Origin of the sequence: Geomicrobium sp. JSM 1781026 (genome assembly GCF_041949955.1) — a bacterium.
In the GTDB taxonomy this organism is placed as follows: Bacteria; Bacillota; Bacilli; order Bacillales; family Marinococcaceae; genus Geomicrobium_A.
This window is the reverse complement of sequence record NZ_JBHFQF010000008.1, coordinates 158,254-172,053: the sequence shown is the minus strand read 5'-3', so window position 1 is coordinate 172,053 and position 13,800 is coordinate 158,254. Positions and strand designations below refer to the sequence as shown.

General features: G+C 47.5%; 10 protein-coding genes. 8 read left to right on the top strand and 2 right to left on the bottom strand.

The genetic code is table 11. The features are described 5' to 3' along the window. The first annotated feature begins 1,055 nt into the window (after positions 1-1,055). The 7 genes from ACE1TF_RS15340 to ACE1TF_RS15310 all read left to right on the top strand — a co-directional run bounded on the left by ACE1TF_RS15340 (position 1,056) and on the right by ACE1TF_RS15310 (position 10,264). Positions 1,056-2,630, top strand: a complete 1,575-nt coding sequence (locus ACE1TF_RS15340) for an acetate--CoA ligase (protein ID WP_375018048.1) — start codon at positions 1,056-1,058, stop codon at positions 2,628-2,630. Between the two features lie 5 nt (positions 2,631-2,635). After that, positions 2,636-4,393, top strand: a complete 1,758-nt coding sequence (locus tag ACE1TF_RS15335) for a sigma 54-interacting transcriptional regulator (RefSeq protein ID WP_375018046.1) — start codon at positions 2,636-2,638, stop codon at positions 4,391-4,393. 483 nt (positions 4,394-4,876) lie between these two features. Then, positions 4,877-6,535, top strand: a complete 1,659-nt coding sequence (locus ACE1TF_RS15330) for an acyl-CoA dehydrogenase family protein (protein ID WP_375018044.1) — start codon at positions 4,877-4,879, stop codon at positions 6,533-6,535. 16 nt (positions 6,536-6,551) lie between these two features. Next, positions 6,552-7,457, top strand: coding sequence for an NAD(P)-dependent oxidoreductase (locus tag ACE1TF_RS15325; RefSeq protein ID WP_483867166.1), 906 nt, complete (start codon positions 6,552-6,554; stop codon positions 7,455-7,457). Beyond that, positions 7,454-8,911: a CoA-acylating methylmalonate-semialdehyde dehydrogenase gene (locus ACE1TF_RS15320; protein ID WP_375018042.1), complete on the top strand. Its 1,458-nt coding sequence runs from the start codon at positions 7,454-7,456 to the stop codon at positions 8,909-8,911. Before ACE1TF_RS15325 ends, ACE1TF_RS15320 begins: the two co-directional genes overlap by 4 nt. 157 nt (positions 8,912-9,068) lie before the next feature. Then, a complete protein-coding gene (locus ACE1TF_RS15315) occupies positions 9,069-9,695 on the top strand; it encodes a GNAT family N-acetyltransferase (RefSeq protein WP_375018040.1) in 627 nt (208 codons plus the stop codon). After that, entirely contained in the window at positions 9,692-10,264 is a 573-nt protein-coding gene (locus ACE1TF_RS15310; protein ID WP_375018038.1) for a TetR/AcrR family transcriptional regulator, read from the top strand. Before ACE1TF_RS15315 ends, ACE1TF_RS15310 begins: the two co-directional genes overlap by 4 nt. Positions 10,265-10,780: 516 nt before the next feature. Here the strand turns inward: ACE1TF_RS15310 and ACE1TF_RS15305 are convergent. Continuing rightward, positions 10,781-11,809: an enoyl-CoA hydratase/isomerase family protein gene (locus ACE1TF_RS15305; RefSeq protein WP_375018036.1), complete on the bottom strand. Its 1,029-nt coding sequence runs from the start codon at positions 11,807-11,809 to the stop codon at positions 10,781-10,783. 51 nt (positions 11,810-11,860) lie between these two features. Beyond that, the gene (locus ACE1TF_RS15300; protein ID WP_375018034.1) at positions 11,861-12,598 is read right to left on the bottom strand and encodes a phosphorylase family protein; all 738 of its coding nucleotides are present in this window, start codon (positions 12,596-12,598) and stop codon (positions 11,861-11,863) included. Between the two features lie 106 nt (positions 12,599-12,704). Between ACE1TF_RS15300 and ACE1TF_RS15295 the strand changes: the two genes are divergently transcribed. Next, a complete protein-coding gene (locus ACE1TF_RS15295) occupies positions 12,705-13,232 on the top strand; it encodes a GNAT family N-acetyltransferase (RefSeq protein WP_375018032.1) in 528 nt (175 codons plus the stop codon). Positions 13,233-13,800 lie beyond the last annotated feature (568 nt).

Genomic DNA, 13,800 nt, shown 5'->3' with positions numbered 1-13,800 from the left:
GAGCGAGGGAGGCGATCTAGATCGCCAATCTCCTAGAAAATCCCAAAATCAAGCCACCCTCCTCATCTCCGATGCCGGAAGTCGTGAAAAACGATCTATATGGAGTGAACCTAAAATTTTCCTAATTGCGCAGTTTGTTTCAACTGGAGCGTAGGATTTCAGGCTGAAGTGCCAACGACACGTCGGCCCCGCCGGGGCCGAAATGGAAACCCTACTCGGTTCGGCGCGGTTCGCGCCGACATCTTGTTCGGTTTTTGGCTTGGAAATGCAAAGCATGGTTCTCTGACCCTGTTGCCGCAGGGGATGGCGGCACATGAGGGCACGACGAACGCCCGTTCTGCGCGCGAGTTTCCCCCATCTGCGCGCAAGTTTGGGCTTTTGACTTGATTTTAGCGTTGATTTCCCTAAACTTGCGCGCAGTTTGTTCCAACTTGCGCGCAGATTCCAAGATGTAGTGCCAACGACACGTCGGCCCCGCCGGGACCGAAATGGAAACCCTACTCGGTTCGGCGCGACTCGCGCCGACATCTTGTAGGTGCTTCAGGAAGAGCATGTACAGGAGACCCGGTAATCTGTTCCCGAGTTTGCTCCTTCTGTTCCCTAGTTTATGAGAAAAGACCACTTTTCCTACGATTTCCCCCAACTTGAGAACAGTTCGGCCGCAACTCGAGCACAGTTTCCATTTTTCCAAGCTCACCATTGGTTTTCGATGGAACTCTTTCGTTCAACTTACCTAGAACCGAAATGGATGTGTGTAAAAACCGGATGTCTTGCAAGGACCATCCGGTTTTTCGGTCGTCTATAAACGATTGGGATGAATCGCTCAGCCGAGATTTTTTTGAATTTATGAAGGAATTTATACACCGAATGTCTAAACAGTTATACAACCACAACTAATAATTATTGGCACAACTATTGCATAGTAAAAGGACTGAAGACAACACAAGACGTAACCTCTAACGATTAATGGAGGTGGTTGAAAAACCGCTCGAATTGTAAACGCTTACTTTTTGGGTTGACTAAAGGTGAATTTGAAATGAAGGAGGAGATGAATCATGGATTTGATTGCACCATATGATTACAACATTGCTGATGACGTCGAACAATTTGCAGGTGAGGAAGGGAAGTTAGCCATTCGCTGGTTGAATGAAGCGGGTGAAAAGAAAGATGTCACATACAGTGAGCTAGTTTCGCGGGCAAATCAATATGCGCGTGTTCTCCAAAATCATGGTCTACAAAAAGGTGATCGTGTCATTATTAGCTTGCCTCGCATACCAGAAGCGTACGTGACGTATCTCGCCTGCTTGAAAGCAGGTTTTGTTGCAATTCCGTGTTCAGAGATGCTGCGAACGAAGGACCTCCAGTTTCGGTTTGAGCATTCAGAGGCGCGCGCCATCGTTGCATCTGCAAAAGCGGCTGCGGAAGTAAACGAAATTGCCGGAGATTATGATGCGCGGGAACGCCAATTTCTAATCGGAGAGAAAGGGAGCGGCTGGTTAGATCTGGAGCAGTTAGCTGACGGGGAAAGTGATACGCTCATACGAAGCGAAACGACGCGTGAAGACTTGGCGTTTTTATCCTATACGTCAGGGACGACCGGTAATCCAAAAGGTGTTGCCCATACACACGGTTGGGGGTACGCCCATGTAGAGACCGCGGCGAAAAATTGGCTCGGTGCGAAAGAGAATGATCTCGTGTGGGCAACGGCAGCACCGGGTTGGCAAAAGTGGATCTGGAGTCCGTTTCTTTCAACAATTATGCTCGGTGCGACCGCGTTTGTGTACGATGGGCCGTTTGATGCCAAAAAGTATCTTTCTCTTTTAGAGAACGAGGGGATTCGCGTGCTCTGCTGTACCCCAACCGAGTATCGCTTAATGGCAAAGGTCGACCAGCTCGCAAGTTACAAGCTTCCTCACTTAAAAAGTGCAGTCTCTGCAGGTGAGCCGTTAAACCGTCCGGTTATTGATGCGTTTTTGGACGCATTTGATATCAATGTGAGAGATGGGTATGGGCAAACGGAAAACACACTGCTCGTTGGAACGTTGGAAGGTATGGAAGTTCGCCCTGGCTCAATGGGCGTGCCGACGCCAGGCAATACGGTCGAAGTGGTTGATCATTATGGTGGGCGTTGTGCTGATAATATCGTTGGTGACATTGGTGTGCATAAAAGTTCACCCGCTTTATTTAAGTCGTACTATAAAGATCCGGACCGCACGTCACTTGCGTATCGTGGTGAGTGGTTCATTACCGGAGACCAAGCGTACCGGGATGAGGACGGGTACTTATGGTTTGTCGGTCGCGGCGACGACATCATCATTAGCTCAGGATATACGATCGGCCCGTTCGAGGTCGAAGACGCACTTGTGAAACATGAGTCGGTAAAAGAGTGTGCAGTTGTTGCTGAACCTGATGAAATTCGGGGCAATATCGTCAAAGCTTACGTCGTGCTTAAGGACAAAGCGTATGATGGGCTTGTAGAAGAATTGCAAGATCATACGAAGAGGTTGACGGCCCCGTACAAATACCCAAGAAAAATTGAATTTATTGATGACCTTCCTAAAACAACGTCAGGAAAAATTCGACGAGTGTCATTAAGGAATGAAAGTGATCATACGAAAGCGAAGAGGTGATTTGAGTGGGGCAAAGAAGTTCGCGTGACCATAGTGGCCAGTGGATGAGGATTGCTCCACGTACAGTAGCACCTACGGACAGTATCCGTGACGTACTTCCTGTCATGGCCGAAGTCGCCGATGGTGAAGTTCCTGTTGTAGATGCCAGCAAGTTAGTCGGAATCATCACAATTCGCGATTGCCTTCGTGTTGAAGATGCAAACGTCCACGTTCAGCACGTCATGAACACTGAATTCTTTTCCGTAGGAGAGGATTTTTCCTTAAGATCGAGTAAGCAATGTCCTCTCTATGTGATTCAAGAGAAGACGGGCACGTTGCTCGGAATTGTCGGTCGGGATGAATGGTTTGCGTTCTACCGTTATATTGAGGAACAAGAGGAAGTGGCTCGTCAGGCGATTGATTGGATGAAGCTAAGTTTAGACACCGCTTATGAGGGGGTTGTGATTGTTGATGAGCGGGGGATCATTCAATTATTCAATGATACGTACGCCCGGTTTGTTGGTGTGACGAAAGAGGAAGCGATCGGCCGAGCGGTTGAGAAGGTGATTGAGAATACGCGTTTGCCTGTTGTCTTGAAGACGGGTGTTCCTGAGCGAAGTCAGGCGCATCGCTTGCAAGGACAAGAACTGGTTGTGCATCGCTTGCCGATGTGGCGAGACGGTAAGGTGATTGGCGCGGTGGGGATGCTCGTGTATGAAGGGAAAAAGGAGCTTTTGGAAACGTTAGAGCGGATGGACATTTTGGATTACAGCAAACCTGAGCAGGAGACGGTTGTCGAGAAGAAGCGAGGCATTCCGGATATTCGTTTTGAAGACATTATCGGGGAAAGCGCGAAGATTGCCGAGTCCAAGAAAATGAGTCGAAAAGCGGCGAGAACAACAGCTTCTGTCTTAATTACAGGAGAGTCTGGTGTTGGTAAAGAACCGTTTGCCCAAGCAATTCACAATATGAGTGCTCGAGGAGAAGGGCCATTCGTTGCTGTCAATTGTGCCGCGATCCCTGAAAACCTTTTGGAGTCCGAGCTGTTTGGCTATGTGAAAGGGGCGTTTACGGGCACAAAGAGTGAAGGCAAGCCCGGCAAGATGGAACTTGCACATGGGGGAACGTTGTTTCTTGATGAGATTGGGGATATGCCGCTTGAGGCTCAAGCGAAAGTGCTGCGAGCACTTCAGAGCAAAGAGATTGACAGGGTAGGCAGTACGTCTCCGACACCGGTTGATTTTCGGTTAATTTCCGCAACGAATCAAGATTTGAAACAAAGGATCAGGCAAGGGAAGTTCCGAGCCGATTTGTATTACCGGTTACATGTAATCGATATTCCCATTCCGCCGCTACGGGAGCGAAAGCGAGACATCCCGTTAATCATCGCGCATCAGCTCAAAACGCTTAGTCGTGACAATGGTGCGAAAGAGCGGACGATGGATAAAGCAGTGATTGAGCGGATGTTCCAGTACGACTGGCCAGGAAACGTACGAGAGCTCATACACGTCGTGGAACGCATGTTTCACCTTTGTGATGATGATCGAATTACAATTGAGGATTTGCCAGGTGAATTGCGGACCTTTCAGGATGAGGCGGCTTCTGTTCCTTATATCGAATGGCAAGAGATGAACCGAGAGCAAGTGCAAGAGTATGAGCAGGAACAAATTGAAGCGGCTTTGCAAGAAGTGGATGGCAATAAATCGAAAGCGGCAAAGAAACTCGGAATTTCTAGAGCAACGCTGTACAACAAAATGTCTCGCTTTCAACGATCGATGATGTAAAAGTGTTTAGACATGTAGACATTTTAAACAGTGCCAACGCTCTCGAGTTCGAAGGAGTTATTGGCATATCTTTTGCAGTTTGTTATATAGAATGAACTAAACATTTTCCTCCTTGCGCAGTTTATTGTTGCTTTCCACTGCAGGCGGATGCTTGCCGCGGAGGACCGGCCGAGCCTCCTCGGTCTAACGACCTGCGGGGTCTCGTCTCGGCCCTTCTTCCGCAGGCGTCACCGCCTTTCGTTCCAAGCAAATGTTGTGAATTAGCGACGTTACTGAACTGGGGTCGCTCAATATTGGCATTACAACTCGATCCGTACACTTTGGATGTCAATAGCAGTATATCACCATCCTTGCTACGTCTATTGTAAAAAATGAAGATCGATCTCAAAGTCGATGAATTTTAGCCTTTAACGGTTGGTCTAGCAATGGTTTGTGAAGAAATTCTTTAGTTCAACTTATATAGATGACGAGGAGGACGTGAGCATGAAAACAAAATATTCAAGGCCAATGTGGGGCGGTAGCTTACAGAGCATGCAAGATGCGTTTACGCCAGAAGACCTTTCTACCGATGAAATAATGATTCAGAAGACGACAGAGAAGTTTGTCACGAATACCATTCTTGCCAATATGGAACAGGCGGAAACGCATGACTATACGTTTGCCAAAGATGCCTTTCAAGAGGCGGGTTCTCTCGGTTTGCAGGCGGTTGAAATTCCAGAAGCGTACGGAGGATTTGGGCTTGGGAAGCATGTTGCTGGACTCGTTGCAGAGGGGATTGGCAATGGCGGTGGCTCGTTTAGTGTGGCGTTTAATATTCATGCGGGCGTTGGCACGACGCCGTTCATTTATTATGGAACAGAAGAACAGAAAGCCACATATTTGCCAAAGCTCGGGTCCGGAGAATGGGTAGGGGCATACGCACTGACTGAACCCTCAGCAGGCTCAGATGCGTTGAAAGGAAAAGCACGAGCGACGTGGAATGATCAAGACGGTGTATGGCAATTAACCGGTGAGAAACAATGGATTACGAATGCGCATATTGCCGATGTGTATGTGGTGTTTGCGAATTCGGATGAAGGAATGACCGCATTTATTGTAGAAAGAACACAAGACGGTGTAACGCTCGGGCCAGAAGAGAAGAAGATGGGCATCAATGGTTCATCAACGGCAACGCTTTTGCTTGAGGATGTCGTTGTAAATCCAGATCGTGTGCTCGGCGAAATCGGTCAAGGACACAAGATTGCGCTGAACACTTTAAACCTCGCTCGACTAAAATTAGCATTTAACAACATTGGTGCATCAAAGCGGGCGTTAAAGCTTTCGGTCAACTATGGTTTGGAGCGAAAACAATTTCAGCAATCACTCGTGAACTTTCCGCTCATTCAAGAGAAGTTAGCGAATATGAATACTGCACTATTTGGGGTTGAAAGCTTCGCCTATGGAACAGCAGGAAGTGTAGAGAATGCACTTGCCTCCTCAGAGGGAATGAATTCGTCTTCGATCGTGCGGGCGTTCATCCCAGACTGTGCGATGTGTAAGACCTATGCCTCAGAAGTGTTAGGGGAAATTTCGGATGAAGCGGTGCAAATTCATGGTGGTTATGGCTTTATGCAAGAGTATGAGGTTGAGCGACTGTACCGGGATGCCCGCATTAACCGGATTTTTGAAGGGACAAATGAAATCAATCGTATGGCATCAGCAAAAGCTTTGCTCAAGCAAGACGTTCACGTCAATGAGAATCCAATCAGTGACACGGATGTCAACGGGCAATGGATTGCGGCTACAGAAAGAATTATGTCTGAAGTTTTAGAAGGGCTGTCTCTCACCGATGAAGTTTCTGAAAAGCAAGAAGTGTTACGGATGGTCGCAGACTCGTTTGCAACCGTAGCTGTGATGCGGTCATCGTATACACGAACGGTCAAGCACCCGACCGAGCTAAAAGAATGGATGACCCGAGTGATTTGTGAAGAGGGCTATGAGAACGTCGAGAGTAACATGACGAGACTTTGGTTAGCACTTGATCAGCCGGAAGAGGCGAATCGTGTAAAACGACAAAGTCGAACGCCAGAACGAAGTGACCTGACGAAAGTGAAGCGAAAGATTAGTGAACGAGTAATTGAAGCTAAAAACTATATTTCGTAAAAGTGAGGGATCCGAAATGAAAATTGGTTGGATTGGGTTAGGGAACATGGGAATGCCGATGGCAAAGAATCTCATTGAATCGGGGTATCAAGTCGTTGGGGTTGATTTGAATGCCGAAGCTGAACGTGCGTTTGAAAATGCGGGCGGCAGCATTGGCGCGTCTATAGCCGCATTGGCTGCAGAATGTGATATGGTCATTACGAGCTTGCCGTCCGCACGAGCTTACGAATCGGTGTTTTTAGGTGCTGAAGGATTAATTGAAAACGCCCATGACGATGTGTTGCTCATGGATACGAGCACCGTTGCACCGGAGAACAATGAAACAGTAGAAGGAGCTGCTAAGAAACGTGAAGTGCTCTTTCTTCAGGCACCTGTCAGCGGAGGCGTCGTAGGCGCTGAAAACCGGACGCTCACGTTTATGTGCGGCGGCCCGAAAGTCGCGTTTGATACAGCGACACCCGTCATGGACGTGCTCGGGGCGAACCTCTTCCACGTCGATGAGCGAATCATTAGCGGAACGATGACGAAGCTCATCAACAACTTACTCATCGGTTTTTATACTGCTGGGGTAAGTGAAGCACTTACGCTCGCGAAGAAACAGAACATGGATTTGGACGCGTTGTTTGATGTGATGAATGTGAGTTACGGGCAGAGCCGAATTTATGAACGAAACTACAAGACGTTTATTGCAAACAACGACTACAACCCTGGCTTTACGCTAAGTTTATTGCGGAAAGATTTGAACTTCGTGAAAGAGACGATGACAAGAGAAGGGTTGCACTTACCAATCACCGATGCGCTCATTGATGTGTATGAAGAAGCAGAAGACGCAGGGTTAGGCGATCGCGATATGGCCGTATTGTATGAACGCGTCGGAGACCAAGACATTTCATTCCAATCTGTAAAGGAGAGTTCAAAATGATCACAGAAGTAAAAACAATGAAAAATTACATTAATGACCAGTGGCAAGAAACGGTGGGTGGGACGTATGAGTCGGTTCCAAATCCAGCGACAGGTGAGGAAATTGCCAAAGTTCCGATCTCGACAAGTGAAGATGTCGACCGCGCGGTTCAGGCGGCAAAAGAAGCGTACGAGACTTGGTCACAAGTGCCAGTTCCGGAGCGGGCACGTTACATGTTCCGTTATTTGCAACTCTTAAACGAAAACCGCCAAGAGCTAGGAGAAATTATTACGCTCGAAAACGGCAAAACGCTAAAAGATGCCCACGGCGAAGTACAAAGAGGGATTGAAGTTGTGGAGCTCGCTACATCTGCGCCAAACTTAATGATGGGTGATGCACTGCCTCGTATTGCTGGAGGCATTGACGGCTCCATTTGGCGCTATCCACTAGGGGTCGTAGCAGGGATTACGCCGTTTAACTTCCCGATGATGGTGCCACTTTGGATGTACCCACTCGCCATTGCTTGCGGGAATACATTCGTATTAAAGACGTCAGAACGGACACCAGTGCTTGCAGAGCGTCTCGTTGAGCTTTTTTACGAAGCAGGTTTTCCAAAGGGCGTGCTAAACCTCGTACACGGTGCAAAAGATGTCGTCAACCGCATTCTGACACACGAAGACATTGAAGCGATCTCGTTTGTCGGGTCTGAGCCGGTAGCGAAGATCGTATATGAAACCGGTACAGCTCATGGTAAGCGCGTGCAAGCTCTTGCAGGTGCGAAGAACCATGCGACGGTGTTGGCTGACTGCAACTTGGATAAAACGATCGAAGGCGTCATTGGTTCGGCATTCGGTAGTAGCGGGGAGCGTTGCATGGCTTGCTCCGTTGTGGCGGTAACTGAAGACATTGCCGATGAGTTTATGGAGCGTCTCACTGCACGTACTCGCTCCCTTGAAGTTGGCGACGGGCGGTACGAAGAGAACTTCGTCGGACCTCTCATTCGCGAGTCCCATAAAGAACGCGTCGTTGGGTATATCGACTCCGGCGTGCAAGAAGGCGCCAACCTTGTCGTAGACGGGCGTGAAAAGGGCGATGCAAAAGAGAGTGGCTACTACGTTGGAGCAACGATCTTTGATAATGTCACGCAAGAAATGAAAATTTGGCAAGATGAGATCTTTGCGCCCGTGCTTAGCGTCGTTCGCGTCAAAGACTTGGATGAAGCGATTGAAGTCACGAACGCCTCAAAATTCGCAAATGGAGCGGTCATCTATACGTCTAGTGGAAAATCAGCGCAACTGTTCAGAGACCGAATTGATGCGGGGATGGTCGGTATTAACGTGAACGTGCCCGCACCGATGGCATTCTTCGCGTTTGCCGGGAACAAAGCCTCATTCTTTGGAGATCTTGGAACAAACGGAAAAGACGGTGTTCAATTTTATACAAGAAAGAAAGTCGTCACAGAACGCTGGTTCTAAATTGAAAATGAGTAGCCGAGGGCAACTGCTCTCGGCTATTTTTTTGAATGAAAGACGTTCTTTCGTTGTCAACTTCTGGGAGTTTTCGCGAGGTATTGTTTATTTGATTCAGTAGATGGTACTATAATTTAAAATACAGTACCAAGAGGTGATGAAGATGACGACAGAAGTAACGATTCAAAAAGCAGAACCCACATCTTCTGTAGGGGCGAAATTAAATGCGATGGCGCTCAATACGTTTACGAAAACAGTCGTAGGGTCAAACAATCAACGTGTTATCGACGACACGATGTTGAAGTTATGGAGAGCACGTAACAACCGTTTTAGTCACGAATATGCGTATGTTGCAAAGGAAGGCAACCGTATCCTAGGGTTGATGACGTGTTATCCTGCGAAAACGATGGACCGATTGCTTTTTCCGACAGCGGTTAAGATTTTACGATATCGTCATCTCGGCTTCTTGATTCATTCTTTAAAGAATCGAAAAGACTTCAGGTCCATGCTCCGATTAAAAGAAGCAAAAGAAGGTGAGTTTCATATCGGTACGTTGGCGATGTTGCCAGAAAGCCGTGGAAAAGGGATTGGTACGATGCTCATTCATAAGGCAGAGCAGTTTGCACGCGAACAAGGGCTAGACAAGCTTTCACTCACCGTAGACCAAAACAATCCAGCAGCACGTAAACTTTATGAGCGTGTTGGTTTTCACATCGTTCATCAGTCTGACCAAAAGCCGTTTGCGGTGTATCGCATGGTCAAACAGGTAGATGAGGGGGCAAAGCGATGACAAAGGAACTGAATGACGCCATCTACGTCACCATTATCGGTGTAATTGCTGAAAACGGCATACGCTTTACGACAGAGCAAGTAGCACGAGCGCTCGGCACGAGTAAGCGCACGGTATATGAATACTTCTCTAGCAAAGAAGAATTGCTTAGCCGGACAATTGACTTTGTGTTCCGTGACATCCAAGCGATTGACCGAACGATTGTGAACGATCACACGTTATCTGAAGCGGAGAAGATCGAGCGAGTATTCGCTTCTTTGCCAGTCAATTATGACATAGGCATCATCATTCAACATGCGGACGAGTTAGAAAAGAAATACCCCGCTTTACATGAGAAAGTTGCAAACCAATTAAATGCTGTTTGGGATCCGTTTATTGAGTTGGTTGAGCCGAAGTTTCCAACGGCTTATGTGACGGTGCTGAAGACACTGTTAGAAGAGATGCTCCTAAATTTGTTGGACACTCAATATTTACAGCAACATAACGTAACGTTCGAGGAAGGGATGGAGCAGCTAAAAGCAATTGTGCTTCAAGGCATTTTACCTTCAACATCAGAAACAAGCAGTTAATGAATATCGAGCGCTACAAAGTAGCGCTCGATATCCGTTGAACAAAGCAATTTTCGAGAAAGAAAATGCAAGTGCACGCTTTCGACACGGAAGTACACCTTTTCGACACCGGAGTGCACATAATCGACAAATCAACCCCGCACGATCGAGCCCTAACCCGCCCGCGCACCCCCCCGCTGAGCAAGTGCACGCTTTCGACATCAGAGTGCACGCAATCGACACGGAAGTGCACCTTTTCGACATCAGAGTGCACGCAATCGACACGGAAGTGCACCTTTTCGACACCGGAGTGCACATAATCGACAAATCCACCCCGCCCGATCGAGCCCTAACCCGCCCGCGCACCCTCCGCTGAGCAAGTGCACGCTTTCGGCATCAGAGTGCACGTAATCGACACCGGAGTGCACACTTTCGACACCAGAGTGCACGCTTTCGACAAGGGAGTGCACGTAATCGACACCGAAGCGCACACCAACTACCGAACACCCACGCCCCTGCAATCCCTGCACTTTGCCTTTATTTGAAGTATTGATCTACCACATCTTCACTAACTTCTTCCAATGTGCGGTACGTGTATTGTGGATTGTTGTCCTTTTTAATAAGAACAGACTCGACTCCTCGGTAGAAGTCGTCTGCTTTTAAGAAGTTCATCGCCAGAGTCGCGTCCGCTTCCAATACCTTTTCCAGTGGCTGGTGTGCGCTTTCTAGCATATGTCGCAAAGTTACTTTTAAAGAAACGGGAGATTTCGATTCAAGCGTGTCAGCGGTTTTCATTGCAAATTCTCCGCCAGAGTCGCGTAGCTTTTTCACGATGTCTTCGACTTGATGTAAATGAAAGAATTCATCGATGAGTGTTTGCTTGGCGGCGAGTGCACTCGGTTTCGGTTCTTCACTCACGTCTTTGAGCAGTTGATCGAGTGTTTCTCTTGGCGCATCAATGTTCATCCAGTTCTTACTGCGAAGCGTTTCTTCTACACAGGTGACATCATCGACGTAATAGTCTGCGGCACCGATGTAGAGAGCATCTTCTGCTGGGATGACCTTAGCGGTTAAAGCAAGGTACGTTCCGGAGTAACCAGGAGCTTGATTTAGGTAATAAGCAGCGCCGACATCTGGAAAGAAGCCAATGTTCATTTCTGGCATGGCCCACTTCGTATTGTGCGTGACGATGCGGTGACTTGCTCCTTGAGACAAGCCGACGCCACCACCCATTACGACACCGTGCAAGAGAGCAACGATCGGTTTTTTGTAGTTGGCAATATCAGCATCCAGCGCGTACTCATCGAGGAAAAACTGACGGGCTCGCTCAAAATCTTCGTCGCTCTTATTCGCGTTTGCGAGTGTCTTAATGTCACCGCCTGCGCAAAAACCTTTTTCGCTGTTTCCTTTTAGAAGAATTACTTTGACGTGGTCATCGTTCTTCCAATGTTCAAGCTGCTCTTGAATCGTTTGGACCATTTCATGATTAAGGGAACCGATTGCTTTCGGTCGATCCAATTCCAAAGTAGCCAACCCTCGATCATTTACGTGAACGTTAACGCTCATTCTTTTCACTTCCTTTTCCGTAGTATGCATCATGGTATATCAATGCAAGGTCTATGCCCGAGTAAGCGTTGCCAAATGTTTAGCGATGCGACGAACATTCTCTTCGGCTTGCTCTTCTAACTTGGCTCGTTCTTCTGTCGCATTGTAAAACGTATGTTGACTTGGCAAGTGGTCTGACATGCTTAACACAGCAATCGCTTCCCGCCCGTATTGAGCAGCAATGGCAAGCGTTGCAGCCGCCTCCATTTCAACACCGGTATGACCAACAGCAGCCCAGCGTTCAATCATCGGTGCCGTTTCATAAATGTAGCTACCTGTCGTGACAATTGAGCCTAGTCGGTAAGCAATGTTATTTTCTTCACAAAACGCTTGGGCAGCTTCCAACAGTGCTGGGCTCGTCTTCGCAGGCCCGTACTTATCCGACACGCCGTCGTCTTTTTCCGCAGATGTTACGAGCAAGACTTCTCCATAGGTTAAGTCAGCCTGTAGTCCTCCGAAGTAGCCGGTTTGAATGAATCGTTCACAGCCACAAATGGCGAGAGGGTGCACAACCGTGGCTGCCATCGGACTGCCATACACATTTGCATAGGCGATATTTTTGTTCTTCATATTACCAAATCTTAAGTTCCACGCTGGTGCACGAGATTGATCGAGCGTACCTTCCCAATAAAGCAAATTCGTCTCATGAAGAAACTCTCCATGAATAATTGTCGAAGTTGGAATGTCCGACTCTTGTAAATTCAACGAGCGAAGCCAATCTTCCTTTTTAAACTCTCCGTATAATGCCATGATGACCCCCGATTGTAGAAAATTATAAAGATGATGTACACTTACTATATTATCAGAAAATTAGTGGAAATGAGGGTCCAAACCGCAAATGATAAAAGGAAACCACGTGGAGTTACGAGCACCAAAAAGAGAAGAGTTAGAGACGATGATTGAGTGGAGGAACGATCCGCTACTTGCCAAGCTTGCGGCAGGAACGAATGCCCACCTTTGGTCAGGTCTGACGATTGAGCAAATGGAAAGCTGGTATGGTACTCATTACCAACAAGCCAATTCACTAGAAAAAGGAAGAATCTATTCAATCTATCATGAAGATCGGTTTATCGGGTATTGTGATTACCGCGAGTACCACCCATTAACGAACAGTTGCACGGTTGGTATGGTTATTGGTGACCGTGATTATTGGGACCGAGGATTTGGTAGCGAAGCGATGCAACTGCTTGTAGAGTATTTGCATAAAACCATTGCGGTTCGTCGCTTCCAACTAGACACGTGGGCAGGCAACATTAGGGCGATCAAATGTTATGAGAAGTGCGGGTTTCAGATTGAAGGTACGCTTCGTGACAATGAATGGGTGGACGGACAGTATGAAGACACGGTTTTGATGGGTTTACTCATGGACGAACACAAGAGCTGATCGAGGAAATAATAGCCCAGTATTTGAACATAGAATTGCCGCTTGCGCGAGGTTAGAAGCGTAAATCTTACCGCACTTCGTGCAATGGTAAGATTTTTATTGATTTGAGAAATAAATAATTGAAACTCTGCTTATTAATATTTTAATTAAATAATGTTACGCAGCTGCTATGTTCGCTTCAGCATCGAACCGAGCGAGCCACGCGAATAGGAACTTCCGACATCCAGGTATTAGAAATTTGATTTTAAGTTTTCACCTGCTCTCTACCGATGTTGAGGTAGTGTGTGCTCAGCAACAGTTCTAACTGCATAACATTTGGTTATTTTTAGGAGATTGGCGATCTAGATCACACCCCAAAACGATCTATATGGAATGAACTTAGCATTTTCTTGATTTGCACTGTTGGGTGGAGGGGGTAGCGCGGTGCTGGGTGCCATTTTGCGCGCAGATTCTGGCTGAAGTACTAACGACACGTCGGCCCCGCAGGGGCCGAAACGAAACCGCACTCGATTCGGCGCGGCTCGCGCCGACGTCTTGTGGGTACTTCGAGGCGGGGATGTACTTATGA

Excerpts from the sequence above, each read along its gene's own strand:
- ACE1TF_RS15320 (WP_375018042.1), top strand. The coding sequence starts at position 7,454 with ATGATCACAGAAGTAAAAACAATGAAAAATTACATTAATGACCAGTGG.
- ACE1TF_RS15325 (WP_483867166.1), top strand. The coding sequence starts at position 6,552 with ATGAAAATTGGTTGGATTGGGTTAGGGAACATGGGAATGCCGATGGCA.
- ACE1TF_RS15300 (WP_375018034.1), bottom strand. The coding sequence starts at position 12,598 with ATGGCATTATACGGAGAGTTTAAAAAGGAAGATTGGCTTCGCTCGTTG.
- ACE1TF_RS15315 (WP_375018040.1), top strand. The coding sequence starts at position 9,069 with ATGACGACAGAAGTAACGATTCAAAAAGCAGAACCCACATCTTCTGTA.
- ACE1TF_RS15305 (WP_375018036.1), bottom strand. The coding sequence starts at position 11,809 with ATGAGCGTTAACGTTCACGTAAATGATCGAGGGTTGGCTACTTTGGAA.
- ACE1TF_RS15340 (WP_375018048.1), top strand. The coding sequence starts at position 1,056 with ATGGATTTGATTGCACCATATGATTACAACATTGCTGATGACGTCGAA.
- ACE1TF_RS15310 (WP_375018038.1), top strand. The coding sequence starts at position 9,692 with ATGACAAAGGAACTGAATGACGCCATCTACGTCACCATTATCGGTGTA.
- ACE1TF_RS15330 (WP_375018044.1), top strand. The coding sequence starts at position 4,877 with ATGAAAACAAAATATTCAAGGCCAATGTGGGGCGGTAGCTTACAGAGC.